Raw genomic sequence first — 21,002 nt, forward strand, 5'->3', positions numbered from 1 at the left:
GCGTAACGTATCACTCTCTCCAAAAAAGGACTTATTAGATGAAAGCACTAACCATATCCGCAAGAACCCTGGCACTCACTGTTGCCATGGCCATCTCGACGCTGGCGGGTCACGCCCAAGCGAAGGACTGGCAGAACGTCACCATTGTATTGGAAGGGGCGTACGAACCCTGGAACCTGACCAAGCCGGACGGCACGCTCGGCGGTTTCGAACCGGAGCTGGCCCAGAACCTGTGTGTCCGCATGGCGGTGAAATGCAAGCTCATCGCTCAGGACTTTGACGGCATGATTGCCGGCCTCAAACTCGGCAAGTTCGATGTGATCATGGACGCGCTGTCCGTCACCGACGAGCGCAAGAAAGAAATTGCCTTCTCCATGCCCTACGCCAGGACGCCGGCCGGGTTCGCTGCACTCAAGACCGGCCCGCTGGCCAATCTGGCAGGCACCGGCACGTTGGTCAGCATGACCGGCAAGGCAGCTTCGGACAAGGCGACGGTGGCCGCCCTGCGCAAAGTCTTGAAGGGCAAGACTATCGGCATCCAGTCCGCCACGGTCTACTCGACCTTCATCTACGATAACTTCAAGGACATCGCCACGATCCGCGAGTACAAGACGGCCGCCGAGCATGATCTGGACTTGAGCAGCGGGCGCATCGATGTGGCGTTTGACGACGTGACTTACTTCCTCTCCGCCTTCGCCGATCCCGCCAATAAAAACCTCGCCTTAACCGGTCCCCAACTCGGCGGCACGATCTGGGGCGAGGGCGAAGCACTCGGCCTGCGCAAGAGCGATCCCGAGCTGAAGGCTAAATTCGACACGGCCATCAAGGCTGCGCTGGCCGACGGTACCGTCAAAAAGCTCAGCGAGAAGTGGTTCAAGATGAACGTGGCGCCGTAACGGCGACGTCCGGACGGAACAACCATTAGTCCGGCGATGCAACAGAGCCCGTCACTTTCAGCGGCGACGGGCTTTGTTTCGCAAGTGCGCTGACCCCACCTTCGGATCACCTTGCTCTTCGATGTGCCCTATTTGCGGGTTGGCCGAAAAACCTCTTCGACGGCGCCAACCACTTCGCCCGACCGCACCAGTTCGGTGATGGCCACAATGTCAGGATAAAAATACCGGTCCTCTTCCACGGTCGGCGCCACCGCGCGGATCTGCCGATAAACGGCACGCGTGGCGCTGGATGCCTTGGCCGGGTCGTAAAAGTCCAGCGCCTGGCAAGCCGCCATTAGCTCGATGGCAAGTACCGAATCCAGCTTGCGTGAGATCCGGTAAGCCTTGATGGACGCATTGTAGGCAAAACTGACCGGGTCTTCCTGATTGCCGCAAGTCGATATCGAATCCACCGTCGCTGGATGAGAGAGGATTTTCATCTCGCCCACCAGGCCGGCAGCCGTGTACTGAGGAATCATATAGCCGTTGTTCAACCCTGGGTTCTTGACCAGAAAGCTCGGCAGCCCGCTGAAATGGGAGTTAACCATGCGGTCGGTGCGGCGTTCGGAGATCTTGGCCAGGTTGGCCATGGCGATACACAGCGTGTCGGCCGCAATGCCGATGTAGGAGCCGTCGAAGTTGGCGCCTGAGATGGCGACGCCATCATCCTCGATCGGAAAAATAACCGGATTATCACCGGATGAACGCAGCTCGTTTTCTACGCTGGTGCGCGCGTCGGCGATGGTTTTTTTACTGGCGCCGTGGACTTGGGGAATGGCACGCAGGCTATACACATCTTGCAGGCGAAAATCAATGTTCTCTGCGACCAGCACGCTGTCGCTCAGGATACGATTGAGATTGGCCGCCGTACTGGCCTGCTCCTTGTGCGCCTTGACCGAATGATAGCGGGCATCGAATGCCCGGATCGTGCCTCTCAGCCCTTCCAGCGACATGGCGGCGGCAATATCGGCCACCTTGGCGGATTCCATGGCATTGAACAACGCCAGCGTGGCAATCGCCGTCACCGAGGTGGTGCCATTCGTGAGCGCCAAGCCCTCCTTGCATCCTAGCGTAATCGGGCTTAAGCCGGCTTGTTCCAGCGCCTGGCGGCCTGGCATCAGCAGCCCCTTGACCCAGGCTTGTCCTTCTCCAATCAGTACCAGCGCCATATGCGCTTCGGGGGCGAGATAACCGACCGACCCTTCACCGGGGGCAAACGGTACGATGTCATGGTTCAGCAGGGCGGCGATCAACTCCAGCAACGCCATGCTGACGCCGGAATAACCCTGGCCGAGGCTGACCAGCACCATTAACTGAATCCCGCGCACCAGCTCGCGCTCCAGCGGCTCGCCCACCGACACTGCATGCGATCTGACAATATTGCGCTGGAGGGTTTCGGCATCGGCCGGCGCAATCACCTTGGTGACGTTATCGCCAAAACCGGTGGTGACGCCATAAATCAGGCGATTTTCAGACAGGAAGCGTTCGATCAATGCGCGCGAGCTATGGACGCGGCGGCGATAGGCTTCTGAAAACGTCAGCGTCGCACCATAACGCGCCACAGCGACAAACTCTTCGATAGAGATGTCTGAATCGCCCAGGATGACTTCTTTAATGTGTTTCGGATGCATACCATTCCTTACTTGTACGTTGAGATGTTGGATTCCAGTTCCATGCAGGTAAACCGCCGAACAAAATATAATCTCGTCTTTTAATATTTGAAAATTAAATCTTTAGCTATAATTAAGTGTGTTTTCGACTTATAGGTGATGCATGCTCGATCTTGATCTGCTAAGAAGCTTTGTCTCGGTGGTGGATGCAGGCGGCTTTACCCGTGCGGGCGAGCGGATACACCGGACGCAATCGACCGTAAGTCAGCAAATACGCAAGCTGGAAATCTCGATAGGGCGGCCGGTACTGCTGCGCCAACGCGCCGGTAAAAATGTCACGCTGACGGAGGATGGCGAGCTATTGCTCGGTTATGCGCGCCGTCTGCTGGCGATCGAGGAGGAGGCGCGCGACATGTTGTCGCGCCCGGCGGCCGTCAGCGTTGTCCGGCTTGGCATCCCGGAAGATTTCGCTGTCCGTCGTTTGACCAAACTGTTGTCGGGTTTTACCCGCGCGTATCCGAACGTACGGCTGGACACGAATAGCGGTTTGAGTGCCGAGCTCAGTTTGCAGCTGGATGCGGGCGAGCTGGATCTTGCGCTCATCAAGCGCGAACCTGGCGATGGGCCATGCCTTGCCTGCTGGCCGGAATCCCTGGTGTGGGTAGCCGGGCCGGATTTTCTGGCGGACGCAGAGCAGGTGCAACTGGCCGTGTTTCCGCATGGCTGCATGTATCGCGCGCGCGCCATTCATGCGCTTGAAACCGAGGGGCGCCGCTGGCGCGTTGCCTACACCAGTCAAAGCCTGAGCGGCGTGCAAGCCGCCGTATCTTCCGGACTCGGCATCTCCATCCTGCCGCAGGATGCGGTCCTGGCGGATCATCGGGTCCTGGATAGCACTGATGGTTGCGTCGCTCCGCCGCCCACCGAACTGGCGCTGATCGCAGCGACGAGCCAATTGAAGTCGCCTGTTCGGCAGCTTGCCGAATACATCAAGGCGGAGTTTTAGCCTGTGCTTTTGGGGCGCAGGACACGCAGCGGAGTCCTTGCGCGTTAATTATCTTCGAACGAATCCTTACCCTTGCACTGGTCGATCTTCGTGAGCCGGCGATTCCCGAGATATTCGTCAATTTTCTCTTTGGCGAGCTCTAGCATCGCATTCGCGGAGCCGAGAGCGCCGTCCTGTTTTGGGAACGCGCGCTGCAGCGGCGCGACCTTGGGTATGAAATCGTTGCCCGTAAATATCCCGGCTCTGGCTTCCACAGTCCACATGGTGTGTGTCTCCTGCATGGAAACCAGGATTGAGAATCCACGATAAATCCCAACTTCACGTTCAGTCATTTTCGTACTTTCTATGTGCTGGTGCAGCCGATTTTCCCTCTAGACCACCGGCGGCGCTTCGCCGAGCAATCTGCAGGCGGCTGCAATGTCGTTGGCAAGCGGCCGGTCGTCGCAGTATTGCGGCAGCACCTGGCGCACGCGCTGCCAGACCGAGTCGGTCAGTGGCGCCCGGGCCGCTTTGCTCGCCTGCAGGTCGAATGCCTGGGTCGCGGCCAGCAATTCGATCGCAAAGATCTGCGCGGCGTTTTCGATGATGTTCAGCGTCTTCAGCGCGGCGGGCGTCGCGTGGCACAGATGATCTTCCTGCAAGCCTGAGGTGATGCCGCCATCGAGACTCGCCGGCATCGCCAGACGCCGGTTCTGCGAGACCAGCGAGACTGCCGTGTACTGCGCAATCATGAAACCGGAGCAGGTCCCGCTGCTATCGGCGAGAAACGCGGGCAGGCCGCTCACAAGCGGATTGACCAGGCGGTCGATGCGGCGCTCCGCCATCGCCGCGACGCCGGCCACGGCGGTGGCGAGACTGTCCATCGCCAGGGCAATCGACGCGCCGACGGCATGTGCCTGCGAGTAAGCGCGCGGCGCATCCGGCGTACCGGCGACGATCGGATTGTCGGTCACCGAAGCCAGTTCGCGATTCACCACTTCGGCGGTCGTCGCGAATACATCCCGCGCTGCGCCATGCACATGCGGGATCGTGCGCAGGCTCAGTGGATCTTGCGTACGCGCGCCGCGCGACTCCGCGAGAATGCCACTGCCCGCGAGCAGTGCGCGCAAGCGCGCCCCCACCATCGACAAGCCCGGCGAGATGCGCAACGCCAGCGCATCGGCATCGAAAGCGGAGGCTTGTCCGCGCAGATTTTCGAAGCTCATCGCGGCAATCGCATCGGACCAGTCGAACAGGCGATCCGATTGCGCCAGCGCGAGCGCGGCCAGTCCTGTCACGCATGGCGTGCCATTGACCAGGCTCAAACCTTCCTTCGCCTCGAGCACCAGCGGCACGAAACCAAGACGTTGCAGCGCTTCTGCGCCGCTGATCCGTTCGCCGCTTTCGCGGCCGCCCGTTGTGTTGGAGAAGTCGCGGACGAAGCCTTCGCCGATGCACACCAGCGCGATGTGCGCCATATGGCTGAGATAGCCGACCGAGCCGAACGCGGGGACTTCGGGCAGGTAATTTGCGTTCAGCATAGCGACCAGGCGTTCGACCACTTCCAGTCGAATACCCGAATGTCCATGCGCGAAATTGTTGACGGCCGCGGCGATGATCGCGCGCGTTTCCTTCATGCCAAGCGGTGTGCCGACACCTACCGAGTGACTCATCAGGATATTGCGCGACAACTGCCGCTGGTTGGCCGGCGACACGATGACGTCACTTAGCCCGCCGACGCCGGTGTTCACGCCGTATGCGCGAATGCCGCGTTCGACGATTTGCTCGACCAGTGTGCGCGCCGCCGTGATGCGCGCCCGCGCCGCTTCCGATAGTGTGAGTTCGGCCCCCGCCGCGATGGCCGCTACTGCGCGCCAGTCGAGCGGTTTGTCGAGCAGGATGGCGTCGTAACGAGGATCATTGTCCGGTTTTGGATTTTTCGATGCGGTGTGCATAACGGCCTTCTTAGTTCAAGATAAATGCGGGGGGAGCAAACGATGCAAAAGGCATCGGCTGACGCGTTTTTTTAAACATTAAGTTGTATAGTCAAATTCGTCAATATTTATTTTTATTGATGGCTTAAATATAGGCGGTTCTGTCGATGTTGTTGGTAAGGCATGGCGGCGCCGGTCGCGGATGCTTTGCAGCAGGATAGTTTTTCATCGGCAACATTTGGATTATCAACTAAAATAATTATTGACTTGATTGGTATATACAACTTAAGATTTGAAAACTGTCCAACCGATGCCTGTTGCATCGCTTGTACTCCCCTCTGCATTTATCTTGAAGGAAGAAGCCCGTTATGCACACCTCATCGGAAAATTCAACATTCGACAATGATCCTCGTTACGACGCCAGCCGCACCATTCGTGCGCCGCGCGGTGCCGAAAAAGTCTGCAAAAGCTGGCAGGCGGAAGCCGCATATCGGATGCTGCAAAACAATCTCGACCCGGAAGTGGCGGAAAATCCCAAGCATTTGGTAGTGTACGGCGGCATCGGCCGCGCCGCCCGCGACTGGGCGTGCTACGACAAAATTCTCGAAGTGTTGAAGGACCTGAACGACGATGAAACCTTGCTGGTGCAATCCGGCAAGCCGGTTGGTGTTTTCAAGACCCATGCCGATGCACCGCGCGTGCTGATCGCCAACTCGAACCTGGTGCCGAAATGGGCCAACTGGGAACACTTTAATGAACTCGACCGCAAGGGCCTGTTCATGTACGGCCAGATGACGGCAGGCAGCTGGATTTATATCGGCAGCCAGGGGATTGTGCAGGGCACCTATGAAACCTTCGTCGAAGCCGGCAAACAGCACTTCAACGACGACTGGCGTGGCCGCTGGGTGCTGACCGCAGGCTTAGGCGGCATGGGCGGCGCGCAGCCATTGGCCGCTACCCTGGCCGGCGCGGTGTCGCTGAACATCGAATGCCAGCAAAGCAGCATCGATTTCCGTCTGCGTACCCGTTACGTCGATAAGCAGGCCAAGGATATCGATGATGCCCTCGCACTGATTGCCTACCATTGCGAGCGCAAGGAAGCGGTCTCGATCGGCTTGCTGGGCAATGCCGCAGACATCTTGCCGGAACTGGTGAAACGCGCCAAGGCCGGTGGCATCAAGCCCGATCTGGTGACTGACCAAACCTCGGCGCATGATCTGATCAATGGCTACCTGCCATCCGGCTGGAGCGTCGATGAATGGAAAGCGGCGCAACAAGACGCCAGCCAGCATGCCCGTCTGACGCAGGACGCGGCAGCTTCTTGCGCGCAACATGTGCAGGCGATGCTGGATTTCCATGCAATGGGTATTCCCACCGTCGATTACGGCAACAACATCCGTCAGGTCGCCTTCGACCATGGCGTGCAGGATGCGTTTGCCTTCCCCGGTTTTGTGCCGGCCTATATCCGCCCGATGTTCTGCGAAGGCAAGGGGCCGTTCCGTTGGGTGGCGCTGTCGGGCGATCCGGAAGATATTTACAAGACCGATGCCAAGATCAAGGAGCTGTTTCCGAATAATAAGCACGTCCACAACTGGCTGGACATGGCGCGTGAGCGCATCGCTTTTCAGGGTTTGCCGGCAAGAATTTGCTGGCTCGGTCTGGGCGAGCGTCACCTTGCCGGGCTGGCATTCAACGAGATGGTGCGCACTGGCGAACTGAAAGCGCCGATCGTCATCGGCCGCGATCATCTGGATACCGGTTCGGTTGCCAGCCCCAACCGCGAAACCGAAAGCATGAAGGACGGCACCGATGCAGTGTCCGACTGGCCGCTCCTGAATGCGCTGTTGAATACCGCAGGCGGCGCCAGCTGGGTATCGCTGCACCACGGCGGCGGGGTTGGCATGGGCTACTCGCAACATTCCGGTATGGTGATCGTCGCCGATGGCACCGATGCTGCCGCCAAACGCCTGGAGCGCGTGTTGATCAACGATTGCGGCTCCGGCGTGATGCGCCATGCCGATGCCGGTTACGAGACTGCAGTCGACTGTGCGAAACGACACAATTTGAATCTGCCGATGATTGATTGAACGTCGCCGGATCCGAATCAATAAAGCTTAACGAAAGAATTTCATGACACAACACACATTGAAACTGGAACCCGGTCAATTTTCACTGACCGACTTGCGCAATATCTGGGCGCAGCCTTTGCAAGTCACGCTGGCGGCTTCGGCCTATCCTGCCATCCAGGCGTCGGCAGAAGCGGTGCAGCGCATCGTGGCACGCGGCGATGCGGCGTATGGCATCAATACCGGCTTTGGCATTCTGGCGAAAACCCGCATCCCGGATGAGCAACTGGAACAACTGCAGCGCAACCTGATCCTGTCGCATTCGGTAGGCACCGGCGAGCTGCTCAGCGATGCGGTGGTGCGCCTGATCATGCTGATGAAGATCGGCAGCCTGGCGCGTGGTTTTTCCGGCATCCGGGCGCTGGTCATCGATAGCTTGATTGCTTTGGTGAACGCCGGCATCATGCCGGCCATTCCCGCCAAAGGATCGGTTGGCGCCTCGGGCGACCTGGCACCGTTGTCGCACATGACGCTGGCCTTGCTGGGCGAAGGCAATGTGCGGGTCAACGGCGAAATCGTCGCTGCCAAAGTGGCTTTGCAGCAGGCAGGCATCACGCCGGTGGTGCTGGCCGCGAAAGAAGGCCTGGCGCTGATCAACGGTACCCAGGTATCGACCGCGCTGGCCCTGCACGGTCTGTTCATGGCGGAACGCATGCTGGAAGCCGGCACCGTGGCTGGCGCATTGTCGATCGATGCGGCCAAAGGCAGCGATGCACCGTTTGACCCACGCGTACATGCAGTCCGCGGGCAACCCGGCCAAATCGCATCGGCCAAGGTCTATCGTGATTTGCTGAGCGGCAGCGCCATCCGCAAATCGCATCTGCTGCAGGACGAACGGGTACAGGACCCCTACAGCCTGCGCTGCCAGCCGCAAGTCATGGGCGCGTGCCTGGACATCATCAAGAATGCCGCGCGCACCTTGCTGATCGAAGCCAATGCCGTCACCGACAATCCGTTGATCTTTGCCGATGGAGAACAAAGCACAGTCATTTCCGGCGGCAATTTCCACGCGGAACCGGTCGCGTTTGCCGCCGATACGCTGGCGCTGGCGATCGCCGAGATCGGTGCCTTGTCGGAGCGCCGGATCGCCTTGCTGATCGACGCCACGCTGTCCGGCTTGCCACCGTTCCTGGTCAAGGACCCGGGCGTCAATTCCGGTTTCATGATTGCCCATGTGACCGCTGCCGCTCTGGCTTCGGAAAACAAATCAATGGCGCATCCGGCCAGCGTCGACAGCCTGCCGACTTCGGCCAATCAGGAAGATCACGTCAGCATGGCAACCTTCGCCGCACGACGCTTGCATGAGATGGCCCACAACACCGCGGTGATTGTCGGCATCGAATTACTGGCTGCCGCACAAGGGATTGACTTCCACCGGCCGCTGACCAGCTCCCCGGCACTGGAACAGGTGCACAAGATGCTGCGCGCACAAGTACCGTACTACGCCTCCGACCGCTTCTTCGCTCCGGATATCGAAGCGGCTAAACAACTGGTGCTGGATGGCATGCTGAGTGCCTCCTGCAAGGAATTGTTCACGCCTTTGTTTGCTTAAAAAGTAAGAAGCAGGGTGTGCCATGCGCAGCAATACGGCCTCGGCCGGCAATGCTACGCTACGCATGGCGCATCCTGCGATGATGAATTTTCCCCAGATCATTCATCAGAATCGGCATTGATGACATCCTGGCATTTCGTGGACCGACTTCCGCCATTTCCGGAAGACTATGGAATTGGCCTTGACGACCGGAAATTTATATTTGCAATCCCATTTTATTTGTATATACTTTTTTAGGCTAATTTAGATTCATGATGTATACATGTACATGCGGCGGCGCGAATGACTCATCAATGGTTTATGTTAATTAAATTGAAATTTGATTAACAGCCCAGCAACAAACCCGGCTTAGCCGGACGTAATTGAATCTAAAAATGAACACTGCTGAACAATCTGGAGATCGGATTTCAAAAGACAGTGCATTGGAATGCTCATCATTCGCCGGATACGGGGAGTGATGACAGATGGATCAGCATGTAATTGCATCATGCAGACCGTCCGGCCTTGGGTGAGGCCGGGCATTAAGCGTATTTCCACAATCGAAGGAGACACAAGATGAAAGCACTAACCGTATCCGCAAGAACCCTGGCACTCACTGTTGCAATGGCCGTCTCGACGCTGGCGGGTCACGCCGAAGCGAAGGACTGGCAGAACGTCACCATTGCACTGGAAGGGGGATATGAGCCCTGGAACCTGACCAAACCGGACGGCACGCTGGATGGTTTTGAACCTGAACTCGCCCAGAACCTCTGTGCCCGCATGAAAGTGAAATGCAAGCTCATCGCCCAGAACTTTGACGGCATGATGGCCGGCCTCAAGGTCGGCAAGTTCGATGTGATCATGGACGCGCTGTCGATCACCGACGAGCGCAAGAAAGAAATTGCCTTCTCCGCGCCCTACGCCAGCACGCCGGCCGGGTTCGCCGCGCTGAAGACCGGCCCGATGGCCAATCTGGCAGGCACAGGCACGCTGGTCAGCATGACCGGCAAGGCCGCTTCGGACAAGCCGACGGTGGCCACCCTCCGCAAAGCCTTGAAAGGCAAGACTATCGGCATCCAGGCCGCCACAGTCTACTCGACCTTTATCTACAATAACTTCAAGGACATCGCCACGATCCGCGAGTACACATCGGCCGCCGAGCACGATCTGGACTTGAGCAGCGGGCGTATCGATGTGGCGTTTGACGACGTGACCTACTTCCTCTCCGCCTTTGCCAATCCCGCCAATAAAAACCTCGCCTTAACCGGTCCCCAACTCGGCGGCACGATCTGGGGCGAGGGCGAAGCGCTCGGCATGCGCAAGAGCGATCCTGAGCTGAAGGCTAAATTCGACACGGCCATCAAGGCTGCGCTGGCCGACGGCACCGTCAAGAAGATCAGCGAGAAGTGGTTCAAGATGAACGTGGCGCCGTAACGGCGACGTCCGGCTGGAACAACCGAACCTGACGCGGGTGGTTTGCCTGTCGTCGGGCGGTCGTATGAATCGTGGACGGGGCTGGCCAGGATGGCGGCCCGCTCCATAGCCGAGCGAGTTTGCCGACGGCGAACCCTTCTGCTGGAAAGAGGTGATTGCATGAACGTATTTGAATTACTCGGCTTCGGCTCGGGCGGTTGGGGAGGGCTACTCCTCATGGCCGCACTGATGACCCTGGCCGTCACGGTTTGTTCGCTGGCGGTGGGGGCGATGCTGGGTGGCTTCGTCGCCTGGGCCAAGTTGTCGAAGAACCTGCTTGCCCGCGTGCTGGGCGATGCCTATACCACCGTGTTTCGCGGTGTTCCCGAGTTGCTTGTGATCTACCTGATCTATTTTGGCGGTTCAAGCCTTGCCACGGCGGTTGGCTCCTATATGGGCGGAGAGGGCTTTGTCGACCTGCCACCCTTTATCTCCAGCATCTTTGCGGTCGGGGTCATTTCCGGTTCCTATCAGGCCGAGGTGTATCGTGGCGCGTTCCTGGCCATCGTTCGCGGGGAAATCGAAGCTGCGCGCTCGCTCGGCATGCCCAAGCTGATGCTGTTTCGCCGCATCATCGTGCCGCAGGTCATGCGCTTCGCGCTGCCCGGTCTCGGGAATGTCTGGCAGATGACACTGAAGGACTCGGCGCTGATCTCGGTCACCGGTCTGGCGGAACTGATGCGTTCCAGCCAGGTTGCGGCCGGCTCCACGCACCGCTACTTCCTGTTCTATGTGATCGGTGGCGCCCTCTATCTCGTCTTGACGAGTATCTCAAACAGAATTTTCGACACGGCGGAAGCACGGGTAGGCAAGAGCTTCCGGCGCGCCATAGGATAAGGACGCGAATGATGGATATCACCTTTCTCACCGATACGCTCAGCCAGTTGCTTGAAGCCTTGCCGACCACGCTCAAACTGTTTGCGCTTGCCACTGCCTGTGGCGCGCTGATGGCGTTCGGGTTGACCTGGATGCGGTTTAGCCGGGTTGCGGCGCTGGTGCAGTTTGCACGTGCCTATGTGTTTGTTTTTCGCGGCTCGCCGTTGATGATCCAGATGTTCCTGGTGTTTTACGGTGTCGGGCAGTTCGAGGTCGTACGCGAAAGCCTGTTCTGGCCCGTGATGCGCGACCCGTTCTTCTGTGCGGTGATTTCGCTGATGCTCTGCACCGCGGGCTACACCGCCGAGATCTTCCGCGGCGGCGTGCTGGCAGTGCCGGTCCAGCAAATCGAAGCCGGGCGCGCCTGCGGCATGTCGGGCCTGCTGCTGTTGCGTCGCGTGATCTGGCCGATCGCGCTGCGTCAGGTGCTGCCTTCGTATTCGACCGAACTCGTGCTGATGATGAAGTCGACTGCATTGGCGAGTCTGGTCACCGTCTGGGAAATGACCGGCGTCGCCCAGCGCATCATCTCGCACACCTACCGCACGATGGAGGTGTTCATGTGTGCCGCGGCGATTTATCTGATACTCAATTTCATTATCGTGCGTCTGATGGGTTTGCTTGAATATCGCTTGTCACCGCATTTGCGCGCCATGCCCAGCACGCCCTTGTACCCCCCGAATCTTGTGAGCTGACATCATGACAATTATTAATCTCCCGGTCGCCACGCCGACCACTGCGGCTCTCGAGGTGAAGAACCTCCACAAAGCCTTCGGCAACAACGCTGTGCTCAAGGGCATTTCGCTTCAGGCGCAGGAGGGCGATGTGATCTCCATCCTCGGCTCCAGCGGCTCCGGCAAGAGTACCTTGCTGCGCTGTATCAACTTGCTGGAGACGCCGGACGAGGGCGAAATCATCGTTGCAGGTGAAGCGCTGGCGATGCGCAAGAATCGTCATGGCCAGCTGGCGCCAACCGACCGCCGCCAGGTCGACCGCATCCGCTCCGAACTCGCGATGGTGTTCCAGAGCTTCAACCTGTTCTCGCACATGACCATCCTGGAAAACCTGATTGAAGGACCGGTGCACGTGCAAAAGCGGCCGCGCGCCGAGTGTATTGAAGAGGCGGAGGCACTGTTGGAAAAGGTAGGCATTGCCGACAAGCGCAATCACTATCCCGCCCACCTGTCCGGCGGTCAGCAGCAGCGTGCGGCCATCGCCCGCGCCCTGGCGATGCGGCCGAAGGTCATGCTGTTCGACGAGCCGACCTCCGCGCTCGACCCGGAACGGGTCGGCGAGGTGCTGAAGGTTATGCGGGCGTTGGCCGAAGAGGGTCGCACCATGCTGGTGGTGACGCATGAGATGGGCTTTGCGCGCAATGTATCGAACCGGGTGGTGTTCATGCATCAGGGGCTCATTGAGGCCGACGGCACGCCGTCCGAACTGTTCCAGCAGAGCAAGTCCGAGCGATTCCGGCAGTTCATCTCCAGCCAGGATCACACGCATGGGCACAAGCATGCCTAGAGCAAGCGGTAGTAATGCGCGTGCAGCTGTGCGGTTACTGTAGGCATTCGTAAAAAAAAATAGTTTTTTTCCAACCCTTGGGAGTAATGCATGAAGAAAGTTGTTCTGGTTGCAGGTTTGTTGAGCGGTATCGCTGGCATGGCGCAAGCGCAAACCAACGTCACCATTTATGGCGTGATCGATTTGGGTCTGGACTATACCAACAATGTGCACACCAGCACCGGTGGTAAAAGTCTGGTCTCAATGGAAAGCGGCTACGCACAAGGCAGCCGCCTGGGTTTCAAAGGCAACGAAGACCTGGGTGGCGGCCTGAGTGCGGTGTTCCAGCTTGAAAACGGTTTTGCCGCAGATACCGGCAAGCTGGGTCAAGGCGGTTTGATGTTCGGACGCCAGGCATTGGTCGGTTTGTCGAGCGCAACTGCCGGTGCCGTCACACTGGGTCGTCAATATGACTCAGTCGTCGATTTCCTCGCGCCAATGACAGCGAACGGCAACTGGGCCGGTTACCTGTTCTCGCATCCACTGGATAACGACAACACCGATAACTCGTTCCGCATCAATAACTCGGTCAAGTACACCAGCCCGACTATTGCCGGCTTCCAGTTCGGCGGCTTGTACGGCTTCGGCGAAACAGCCGGCGACAATACGAAAAACCGTACCTACAGTCTGGGTGCGAGCTACGCGAACGGCCCCTTGTCGGCTGGCCTGGGGTACATGAATCTGAGCCGTGTCGGTACGACTGCGAGCGGCTCCATCACGCCAACCGATGCCAACTTCCTGGCTGCCAAGCAAAAGATCTTCGGCGCCGGCATCAACTACGCGATCGGTGATGCGACGCTTGGGTTTGTGTATACCGGCACTAATCTGACCAGTCCGACTGGCGCGAACGCTTACGTTGGCGCGTTTGCACCAGCCGTCGGCACATTGAATTCGCTGAAGTTCCAGAACTACGAAATCAATGCCAAGTATCAATTCACACCTGCGTTTTACGCCGGGGCGATGTACACCTACACAAAAGCCAAATACGACACAACGGTTGGCACTGCCAAACCGAAATGGTCGACCTTTGGTCTGATGGCGGATTACAACTTCTCCAAGCGGACTGATGTTTATGCGCAAGCCGTTTATCAAAAAGTTGGTGGGGATGAGACTGGATCGACACTTGATCAAGCCTACATTCCTGGTGCCGCCGACATTTCCAACAATGAAAAGCAGGTTGCTCTCCGCGTAGCAATCCGTCACCAGTTCTAAGCAGCATCCGGGTAGCGCAGGTTGTTGCGCCGGGAGGCGACAACCTGCAATATCTTGTCATTTTGCCGATCGTAGTTGCTTCAACATTGCAAGGAAATCGACATGAACATAAATAATCTATCTGGACGATGGTGCCTTGTATGGACGATTTTTATCGTCAACCTGGTCCACTTTTCTCCACGCGCGCATGCCGAGGAGCCGAAGCAAGCCAGCGCCGCACAGCAAACCAGTATCGCTAGTCGACTTGTATTTGGTTCTGGCGAGGAGTGCCCGCATGAGCCGTATTGCCTTCCCGCGTTAGAGGAGAGATACGGATTGCACTTTGCGCAATTCAAAGTGACAGATCCTGGCGGAGCACGTACCAGGCAGGCACTGGAACAGGGTGAAATTCAGATTGGCGTGCTGTTCACCACGAATGGGTATCTCGCTACTGATCGTTTTGTTCTGCTTGAGGATGATCGCCACGCCCAGCCTGCAGAGAACATTATTCCGATTGCACACTATTCGTTAGCCGCCACTTATCCACAGATTGGTACGGTACTCGATGCAATCAGTGCCGCACTGACAACCAAGGGTCTCGCTGAGATGAATCGCCGCGTCGATCTGGACAAAGTGGCGGCGGACAAGGTTGCACTTGAATGGTTGCGTGATCATGCATTTTTGTCCCATTCAAACGCTGTTCCTCGAATAGGTCCGACCATTGTTGTCGGTTCGGCAAACTTCGCTGAGAGTGCCATTCTGGCAGAGATTTATACTCAGGCGCTTGTCCACGCAGGCTATCCGGCTCAGCACCGGAAGTCAGTGGGTAACCGTGCTACCTATTTACCCTTGCTTGAAAAGGGGGAAATTAGCCTGGTTCCTGAATACATAGGGAGTTTGCAGGGGTGGCTGAATAGGCTTGCCAAGACATCCCAGCAGCCTCTGCCATCTCTGCTGAAAAGCCGCGGTTTGGTTTCATTTAATCCTGCCCCTGCGGAGGATAAGAATGGCATCGTTGTAACCACTGATACCGCCCGGCGTTACAAGCTTGTAAATATCAGTGATTTGGCGAATCCGGCACCGTATTAGTCCGGCAATTCAACAGAGCCTGTAACTTTCCTGCAATATCCTGTCATTTTGCCGATTAGCGGCAGTAGCGAGACGTCCCTGGGAGATCCCCAGATTTTGCCCATTCGTAGTTGAGTGGGCTTTTTTTTGCACGCCTTCCGGCACATCAGCAAACTGTCGATGGAGACATTAAAGCCACCTCTCTCGCGCTGCGTAAATAAAACGCCGATTCTTGATCGTGAAGTTGACAAAGCCAATCATAGAGTAGACTGTGACGGTTAATCACAATACTTTGGAGTTGTAATGGGTAATGATAATAAAGGGCAGTTGTTACAAGACCCCTTTCTTGAGGCTTTACGAAAAGCGCAGATTCCCGTGTCGATGTTTCTTGTCAACGGAATCAAATTGCAAGGCCAGATCGAACACTTTGATCAATATGTTGTCTTGCTCAAAAGTAACGTTACTCAGATGGTTTATAAACACGCGATTTCAACTGTTGTCCCTACGCGGGCGGTCGATCTCAACACGGAGAAATAGCGGAATACCCGAAAGACAAGTCAGTCTCCTGTGCCGGCCTGGGAGACCGGCTATCACAACCGTCGCGCAGACTCACTCTGCGAACAACTGCGCCAGCGTTTGTCGTAACCATCGGTTGGCCGGATCGGCATGGTAGCGTTCGTGCCAATGCTGCTTTACCGAAAAATTGGGCAGCAAGACCGGCGGCGTCAACAGCTGCAGACTTTCCCTGTCTTTCATGGCCACGCCAAATTTCTCCGGCACTGTAGCAATAAAATCTGTCTCGGCGACAATGCGCGCCACGGACAGAAAACTCGGCAGCTGCAAAATGGCTTTACGTTGAATGCCTTCCTGCGCGAGGATTTTATCGACGATAAAATGGCCGGTGCCCGAGCTCTTTACGGCGAGGTGGCTTTCGCTTGTAAACGCCTCTCTGGTCAGGACGGAATGGATGCGCGGGTGGTTTAGCGCGGCCAGGCAAACGAAGTTCTGATCAAACAGTTTCTGCTGATAAAAGCCGGCTTCCAGATGCGGCATGAAGCCAACTGCGAGGTCGATTTCCCCATCCTCCAAATGGCGTGGCGTCTCCGGCGAGATTTTCGAGATGTCCAGACAAATGCCGGGCGCCGCTGCGCTTAGATAGTTCAACAGTCTCGGCAACAGCACCACTTCGCTGATATCCGTCATACAGATTTTGAACTCGCGCGTCTCGTTCTTCGGATCAAAGATGACGCGGTGCGAAAGCGCATGTTCCAACGCTTCGAGCGCCGCCCTGACATTGAAGATGACGTTCTGAGCATGCGGCGTCGGCTCCATCCCTTTGGTGGTGCGGCTAAACAGGCGATCGCCGAAATGCTTCCTCAATTTTCCCAGTGCAATGCTGACAGTCGACTGCGGCAATCCCAGATTGTCGGCGGCGCGCGTCACATTGCGCGTTTTGTAAATTTCATCAAATACATACAGCAGTTCAATGTCGAATCGAGACATGGCTTCCTCACAATTATTGCGTTTTCATATCGAAGGTATTGTATTCCATCCATTTACCAGATAGAGCGTCGCGCGCATCATCCTCTTCGTCTGTCGCGGATTTATCAGGGCATAAGCCGCGCGGCGATAAACAGGAGATCACATGCAATCGAATACCTCTAAAGAGCGCCAGCGCTTATACGGAGACCTGCGCGGCGATCTGCGCAAGCTGGATCTGTCACCGCTGTGGGAGGTGCTGCACGCGCTGGTGCCGAAGCAGCCGGCCACACCCTGCGTTCCCGCGTTCTGGCGTTACGACGAGATCCGTCCATTTCTGATGGAAGCCGGCCAGATGATCACGGCGGAAGAAGCCGTCCGGCGCGTGCTGGTGCTGGAAAATCCGGCGCTGGCCGGTCAGTCGGCGATCACCCAATCCTTATACGCGGGCCTGCAATTGATCTTGCCGGGCGAGGTGGCGCCGTCGCATCGGCATACCCAGTCCGCGCTGCGCTTTGTGCTGGAAGGGAAGGGCGCTTACACCACGGTCGATGGCGAGCGCACCACCATGCATCCGGGCGATTTCATCATCACCCCTTCCTGCACCTGGCACGATCACGGCAACGAAGGCATCGATGGCACCGCCGAACCGGTGGTCTGGCTCGACGGCCTCGACATTCCGATGGTGCGCTTCTTCGACGCCGGATTCGCCGAGAACGACAGCAACGCATCTCAGGTCGTCACGCGCGCCGAGGGCAGCAGCTATGCCCGCTTCGGCGCCAACATGGCGCCCGTGCGCCACTACAGCAAGGGGCTGACATCGCCCATCTTCAGTTATCCGTATAGCCGCACCCGCGAAGCCTTGCACATCTTGCAGCGCGATGCCCAAATCGATGCCTGGCATGGCATCAAACTGAAATACATCCATCCAGGCACCGGCGGCTGGCCGATGCCGACCATCGGCACTTACATGCAATTGCTGCCGAAGGGTTTTTCGGGCAAGCCTCATCGCAGTACCGACGGCACTGTGTATTGCGTGATGGAAGGGCGGGGCAGCGCCCGCATCGGCGAACAGAACTTTGCGTTCGGCCCGCGCGACCTGTTTGTCGTTCCTTCCTGGATGCCGGTCTCGTTGGCCGCGCTGGAGGATGCGGTGCTGTTCAGTTTTTCCGACCGCCCCGTGCACGACGCCCTGGGCATCTTGCGTGAAGAGTTTCTTGACGCTTAGAAGCGCCAGTTTTCACCCCATCAATCGAACTCATACGGACTTATCATGACACTCTCATTTGTTTTCCCGCCAGCGGCGCCGGTTGGCTTGCCAGTGGCCGATTCGCAGGACCTGTTTCCGGTGCGCCGCGTGTATTGCGTCGGCCGCAATTACGCAGCGCACGCGCGCGAAATGGGCTTCGACCCTGAGCGCGAAGCGCCATTCTTTTTTTGCAAACCAAACGACGACGCTTCTATTGTTCCGGTCGCCGCAGGCCAGACGGCCGAAATTGCTTACCCCGCGCGCACGGAAAACTATCACTACGAGATCGAACTGGTGGTCGCGATCGGCAAGGGCGGCCGCGACATTGCGGTCGAGCATGCCGCCGAGCACATCTTCGGCTATGCCGTCGGCCTCGACATGACGCGCCGCGACCTGCAAATGCGCATGCGGGAACAGGGCCGCCCTTGGGAAATCGGCAAGGCGTTCGACTATTCGGCACCGGTAGGCGTGATTCGCCGCGCGGCTCCAGGCGATGTGCTGAACCGGGGCGCCATTTCGCTCGACGTGGACGGTAGCGTGAAGCAGGCCAGCGATTTGACGCACCTGATCTGGTCGGTCAGCGAAACCATTGCCAACTTGTCGACCCTGTTCGCGTTACAGCCGGGCGACCTGATTTTTACCGGGACCCCGGAAGGCGTGGGCGCCGTGACGCGCGGCCAGACCCTGGTGGGGAAAATCGACGGGCTGACCGACCTGTCCGTGCGCATCGTTTAAGTCTGCGCAATCAAGTCAATCAAGTGACACAGATCACGTTGGCTTATGCCGCATATCAATCATTTACAGGAGACCGGGATGAGCAGTCCTGCCGCAATAGATGTTCAGGAATTCATCAATTTCAGCGTGTTCTCGAGATTCCAGAGAAGCATATTGATCCTTTGTTTTCTGGTGGTCACCATCGACGGCTTCGACACCGCGTCGATCGGCTTTATTGCCCCGGCCATCAAGGCTGAGTGGCAGCTGAGCGCCGCCGCGCTGGCGCCGTTGTTCGGTGCCGGACTGTTTGGATTGATGTCGGGCGCGCTCATCTTTGGCCCCATCGCGGACCGCATCGGCCGCAAGCCAGTCCTGATCTTTTCGGTGGCTTTCTTTGGTCTGGCCAGTTTGCTGTCCGTGTTTTCCACCGGCTTGCCGATGCTGCTGGTGCTGCGTTTTCTGACCGGCCTTGGCTTGGGCGGCGCCATGCCCAGCGCCGTGACGCTGACGTCGGAATATTGCCCGCAAGCGCGCCGTTCGAGTTTGGTCACCCTGATGTTCTGCGGCTTCACCGTCGGTTCCGCGCTGGGTGGGCTGGTGGCCGCGCAAATGCTGTCTTCCATCGGCTGGCGCGGTGTGTTTTGCCTGGGTGGCTTGCTGCCCCTGCTATTGGTGCCGCTGCTGGTTTTCAAGCTGCCGGAGTCGCTGCGCTTTCTGGTGGAAAAAGGCAAGAGCGGCGTCAAGGTGGCGCGCATCGTAGCGCATATTGCGCCGCAGGCCAGCGTACCGGCATTGATGATCCGCGATAAGAAGATCAGCGGCTCGCCCGTCGCCTCCCTGTTCCGCCAGGGCATGCTGAAAGGGACCTTACTGTTATGGACCACCTTCTTCATGAGCCTGCTGATCATCTATCTGATATCGAGCTGGTTGCCGACCTTGCTCAGCAAGAGCGGGATTTCCCTGTCGAAGGCGTCCTTCGTCGCGGCCACGTTCCAGGTTGGCGGTACCGCCGGTGCGATCTTGATCGGGCGCTGGATGGATCGTTTCAATCCGCACCTGGTGTTGGCCATGTCCTACCTGATCGCCGCCGGATTCATCGCCATGATCGGCATGTCGGGCGGTGCGTTGTGGGTGCTGGTGGCGGCCGTTTTTGGCGCCGGCTTTTGTGTCAGCGGTTCACAGGTTGGCGCGAATGCCCTGGCCGCCGCGTTTTATCCGACCGGCAATCGCACCACCGGTGTCAGCTGGGCCACGGCCATCGGGCGCAGCGGGTCAATTGCCGGCTCGATGATTGGCGGCCTCATGTTGTCGCTCCAGCTGGACAATCAATCGATTTTTTTGATGGCGGCCACTCCGGCGATGTTCGGCTCCTTCGCCATTTTCATGATGGGCCGCCAGGAGCGTCGCCTCGTAATCACTCCGGCGCCGTTCGAACGCGCTTAAGGAAAAACAATGAAGCTTCATACATTTTTTCGCAGCTCCGCATCGTACCGCGTACGCATCGCCTTGAACCTGAAGCAGTTGCCTTACGAGGCCGCTGCCGTGCATCTCAGCAGGAATGGCGGGGAGCAGCACAGCAGCGAATTTCAGGCGCTCAATCCGCAACGGCTGCTGCCCGTCTTGCAGGACGAAGGCGAGGTATTCACCCAGTCGCTGGCGATCCTGGAATACCTGGAAGAGCGCTATCCCGACCCGGCACTATTGCCGGACAGTGCGGCAGGCCGCGCAAGGGTCAGGGCGCTAGCGTTAATGATTGCCTGTGAAATCCATCCGCTCAACAACCTCAGGGTGCTGCAATACCTGAGCGAGCAGTTGCACGTGGATGCCGAACAAAAGAACAGGTGGTATCGGCACTGGGTGGGCCTTGGGTTGGCGGCGCTGGAAAAACGGCTGGCGCAAGACGCATGCACCGGGCGCTTTTGCCACGGCGACACCCCCGGGATGGCCGATTGTTGCCTGGTGCCGCAAATTTACAATGCGCAACGGTTTGAGTGCGATCTTTCCGGATTCCCGACGGTGATGCGCATTTTCGACGAATGCATGGGGCTTGAAGCCTTTGCAGCAGCTAGTCCGGCTAACCAGTTCGACGCAGCCTAGCAGCCTGTCGGACTCAGGAAGAATCGGCTGCAAAAGCGCCTGAGCGGTCCATATTTCACTGATTTTTTGGTCAATAGTCCCGCTATTGACACAAAAAATCAGCAAAATCTGTCCGCGCTCAGCCACTTTTTCGCTTCGATTCCTTAAGCCCGACAGACTGCTAGTAATCGGTAA

Annotated in this window: 19 protein-coding genes; 15 read left to right on the forward strand and 4 right to left on the reverse strand. The window is 57.9% G+C overall.

Features of this window, described 5'->3' with window-relative positions; translation table 11 throughout:
• The first annotated feature begins 38 nt into the window (after positions 1–38).
• Positions 39–896: a transporter substrate-binding domain-containing protein gene (locus AC3CHX_RS04855; RefSeq protein ID WP_488642964.1), complete on the forward strand. Its 858-nt coding sequence runs from the start codon at positions 39–41 to the stop codon at positions 894–896.
• Between the two features lie 128 nt (positions 897–1,024).
• Here AC3CHX_RS04855 and hutH (AC3CHX_RS04860) read toward each other — a convergent pair whose 3' ends face one another.
• A complete protein-coding gene (gene hutH, locus AC3CHX_RS04860) occupies positions 1,025–2,566 on the reverse strand; it encodes a histidine ammonia-lyase (protein WP_488642965.1) in 1,542 nt (513 codons plus the stop codon).
• 142 nt (positions 2,567–2,708) lie between these two features.
• Between hutH (AC3CHX_RS04860) and AC3CHX_RS04865 the strand changes: the two genes are divergently transcribed.
• Entirely contained in the window at positions 2,709–3,551 is an 843-nt protein-coding gene (locus AC3CHX_RS04865) for a LysR substrate-binding domain-containing protein (RefSeq protein WP_488642966.1), read from the forward strand.
• A gap of 44 nt (positions 3,552–3,595) precedes the next feature.
• Here the strand turns inward: AC3CHX_RS04865 and AC3CHX_RS04870 are convergent, their stop codons facing one another.
• Complete coding sequence (locus tag AC3CHX_RS04870) at positions 3,596–3,883, reverse strand: hypothetical protein (protein ID WP_488642967.1); 288 nt, start codon at positions 3,881–3,883, stop codon at positions 3,596–3,598.
• 39 nt (positions 3,884–3,922) lie between these two features.
• Positions 3,923–5,485: an HAL/PAL/TAL family ammonia-lyase gene (locus AC3CHX_RS04875; protein WP_488642968.1), complete on the reverse strand. Its 1,563-nt coding sequence runs from the start codon at positions 5,483–5,485 to the stop codon at positions 3,923–3,925.
• A gap of 347 nt (positions 5,486–5,832) precedes the next feature.
• On the opposite strand from AC3CHX_RS04875, the gene hutU reads away from it, so the two are divergent.
• The 9 genes from hutU to hfq all read left to right on the forward strand — a co-directional run bounded on the left by hutU (position 5,833) and on the right by hfq (position 15,826).
• The gene (gene hutU / locus AC3CHX_RS04880) at positions 5,833–7,551 is read left to right on the forward strand and encodes a urocanate hydratase (protein WP_488642969.1); all 1,719 of its coding nucleotides are present in this window, start codon (positions 5,833–5,835) and stop codon (positions 7,549–7,551) included.
• A gap of 43 nt (positions 7,552–7,594) precedes the next feature.
• Complete coding sequence (hutH, locus tag AC3CHX_RS04885) at positions 7,595–9,142, forward strand: histidine ammonia-lyase (RefSeq protein WP_488642970.1); 1,548 nt, start codon at positions 7,595–7,597, stop codon at positions 9,140–9,142.
• 555 nt (positions 9,143–9,697) lie between these two features.
• Positions 9,698–10,555 carry a transporter substrate-binding domain-containing protein gene (locus tag AC3CHX_RS04890; RefSeq protein ID WP_488642971.1) on the forward strand — a complete coding sequence of 286 codons (858 nt, stop codon included), beginning with the start codon at positions 9,698–9,700 and terminating at the stop codon, positions 10,553–10,555.
• 159 nt (positions 10,556–10,714) lie between these two features.
• On the forward strand, positions 10,715–11,431 hold the full coding sequence (locus tag AC3CHX_RS04895) for an ABC transporter permease (RefSeq protein ID WP_488642972.1): 717 nt from the start codon (positions 10,715–10,717) through the stop codon (positions 11,429–11,431).
• 8 nt (positions 11,432–11,439) lie between these two features.
• Positions 11,440–12,165 (forward strand): ABC transporter permease, encoded by a 726-nt coding sequence (locus AC3CHX_RS04900; RefSeq protein ID WP_488642973.1) that lies wholly within the window; start codon positions 11,440–11,442, stop codon positions 12,163–12,165.
• 4 nt (positions 12,166–12,169) lie between these two features.
• On the forward strand, positions 12,170–12,991 hold the full coding sequence (locus AC3CHX_RS04905) for an ABC transporter ATP-binding protein (protein ID WP_488642974.1): 822 nt from the start codon (positions 12,170–12,172) through the stop codon (positions 12,989–12,991).
• Between the two features lie 90 nt (positions 12,992–13,081).
• A complete protein-coding gene (locus AC3CHX_RS04910) occupies positions 13,082–14,242 on the forward strand; it encodes a porin (RefSeq protein ID WP_488642975.1) in 1,161 nt (386 codons plus the stop codon).
• Positions 14,243–14,344: 102 nt separating this feature from the next.
• Positions 14,345–15,310 carry a glycine betaine ABC transporter substrate-binding protein gene (locus tag AC3CHX_RS04915; RefSeq protein ID WP_488642976.1) on the forward strand — a complete coding sequence of 322 codons (966 nt, stop codon included), beginning with the start codon at positions 14,345–14,347 and terminating at the stop codon, positions 15,308–15,310.
• Between the two features lie 282 nt (positions 15,311–15,592).
• Entirely contained in the window at positions 15,593–15,826 is a 234-nt protein-coding gene (hfq, locus tag AC3CHX_RS04920; RefSeq protein WP_488642977.1) for an RNA chaperone Hfq, read from the forward strand.
• A gap of 72 nt (positions 15,827–15,898) precedes the next feature.
• On the opposite strand, the gene AC3CHX_RS04925 is transcribed toward hfq, so the two are convergent.
• Positions 15,899–16,792, reverse strand: a complete 894-nt coding sequence (locus tag AC3CHX_RS04925) for a LysR family transcriptional regulator (RefSeq protein WP_488642978.1) — start codon at positions 16,790–16,792, stop codon at positions 15,899–15,901.
• A gap of 142 nt (positions 16,793–16,934) precedes the next feature.
• Between AC3CHX_RS04925 and gtdA the strand changes: the two genes are divergently transcribed.
• The 4 genes from gtdA to maiA all read left to right on the forward strand — a co-directional run bounded on the left by gtdA (position 16,935) and on the right by maiA (position 20,828).
• On the forward strand, positions 16,935–17,996 hold the full coding sequence (gene gtdA, locus AC3CHX_RS04930) for a gentisate 1,2-dioxygenase (protein WP_488642979.1): 1,062 nt from the start codon (positions 16,935–16,937) through the stop codon (positions 17,994–17,996).
• Positions 17,997–18,041: 45 nt separating this feature from the next.
• Positions 18,042–18,752, forward strand: coding sequence for a fumarylacetoacetate hydrolase family protein (locus AC3CHX_RS04935; RefSeq protein ID WP_488642980.1), 711 nt, complete (start codon positions 18,042–18,044; stop codon positions 18,750–18,752).
• Positions 18,753–18,830: 78 nt separating this feature from the next.
• Positions 18,831–20,174, forward strand: coding sequence for an MFS transporter (locus AC3CHX_RS04940; protein ID WP_488642981.1), 1,344 nt, complete (start codon positions 18,831–18,833; stop codon positions 20,172–20,174).
• Between the two features lie 9 nt (positions 20,175–20,183).
• Complete coding sequence (gene maiA, locus AC3CHX_RS04945) at positions 20,184–20,828, forward strand: maleylacetoacetate isomerase (protein ID WP_488642982.1); 645 nt, start codon at positions 20,184–20,186, stop codon at positions 20,826–20,828.
• Positions 20,829–21,002 lie beyond the last annotated feature (174 nt).

The organism is Glaciimonas sp. OK215 (assembly GCF_057787885.1).

Bases quoted from the DNA above. Each gene is read 5' to 3' on its own strand.
- hutU (WP_488642969.1), top strand. From the start codon at position 5,833: ATGCACACCTCATCGGAAAATTCAACATTCGACAATGATCCTCGTTAC.
- hfq (WP_488642977.1), top strand. From the start codon at position 15,593: ATGGGTAATGATAATAAAGGGCAGTTGTTACAAGACCCCTTTCTTGAG.
- AC3CHX_RS04915 (WP_488642976.1), top strand. From the start codon at position 14,345: ATGAACATAAATAATCTATCTGGACGATGGTGCCTTGTATGGACGATT.
- hutH (WP_488642965.1), bottom strand. From the start codon at position 2,566: ATGCATCCGAAACACATTAAAGAAGTCATCCTGGGCGATTCAGACATC.
- AC3CHX_RS04875 (WP_488642968.1), bottom strand. From the start codon at position 5,485: ATGCACACCGCATCGAAAAATCCAAAACCGGACAATGATCCTCGTTAC.
- AC3CHX_RS04870 (WP_488642967.1), bottom strand. From the start codon at position 3,883: ATGACTGAACGTGAAGTTGGGATTTATCGTGGATTCTCAATCCTGGTT.
- AC3CHX_RS04855 (WP_488642964.1), top strand. From the start codon at position 39: ATGAAAGCACTAACCATATCCGCAAGAACCCTGGCACTCACTGTTGCC.
- AC3CHX_RS04905 (WP_488642974.1), top strand. From the start codon at position 12,170: ATGACAATTATTAATCTCCCGGTCGCCACGCCGACCACTGCGGCTCTC.
- AC3CHX_RS04895 (WP_488642972.1), top strand. From the start codon at position 10,715: ATGAACGTATTTGAATTACTCGGCTTCGGCTCGGGCGGTTGGGGAGGG.
- AC3CHX_RS04940 (WP_488642981.1), top strand. From the start codon at position 18,831: ATGAGCAGTCCTGCCGCAATAGATGTTCAGGAATTCATCAATTTCAGC.
- maiA (WP_488642982.1), top strand. From the start codon at position 20,184: ATGAAGCTTCATACATTTTTTCGCAGCTCCGCATCGTACCGCGTACGC.
- AC3CHX_RS04910 (WP_488642975.1), top strand. From the start codon at position 13,082: ATGAAGAAAGTTGTTCTGGTTGCAGGTTTGTTGAGCGGTATCGCTGGC.
- AC3CHX_RS04890 (WP_488642971.1), top strand. From the start codon at position 9,698: ATGAAAGCACTAACCGTATCCGCAAGAACCCTGGCACTCACTGTTGCA.
- AC3CHX_RS04935 (WP_488642980.1), top strand. From the start codon at position 18,042: ATGACACTCTCATTTGTTTTCCCGCCAGCGGCGCCGGTTGGCTTGCCA.
- gtdA (WP_488642979.1), top strand. From the start codon at position 16,935: ATGCAATCGAATACCTCTAAAGAGCGCCAGCGCTTATACGGAGACCTG.
- AC3CHX_RS04900 (WP_488642973.1), top strand. From the start codon at position 11,440: ATGATGGATATCACCTTTCTCACCGATACGCTCAGCCAGTTGCTTGAA.
- AC3CHX_RS04925 (WP_488642978.1), bottom strand. From the start codon at position 16,792: ATGTCTCGATTCGACATTGAACTGCTGTATGTATTTGATGAAATTTAC.
- AC3CHX_RS04865 (WP_488642966.1), top strand. From the start codon at position 2,709: ATGCTCGATCTTGATCTGCTAAGAAGCTTTGTCTCGGTGGTGGATGCA.
- hutH (WP_488642970.1), top strand. From the start codon at position 7,595: ATGACACAACACACATTGAAACTGGAACCCGGTCAATTTTCACTGACC.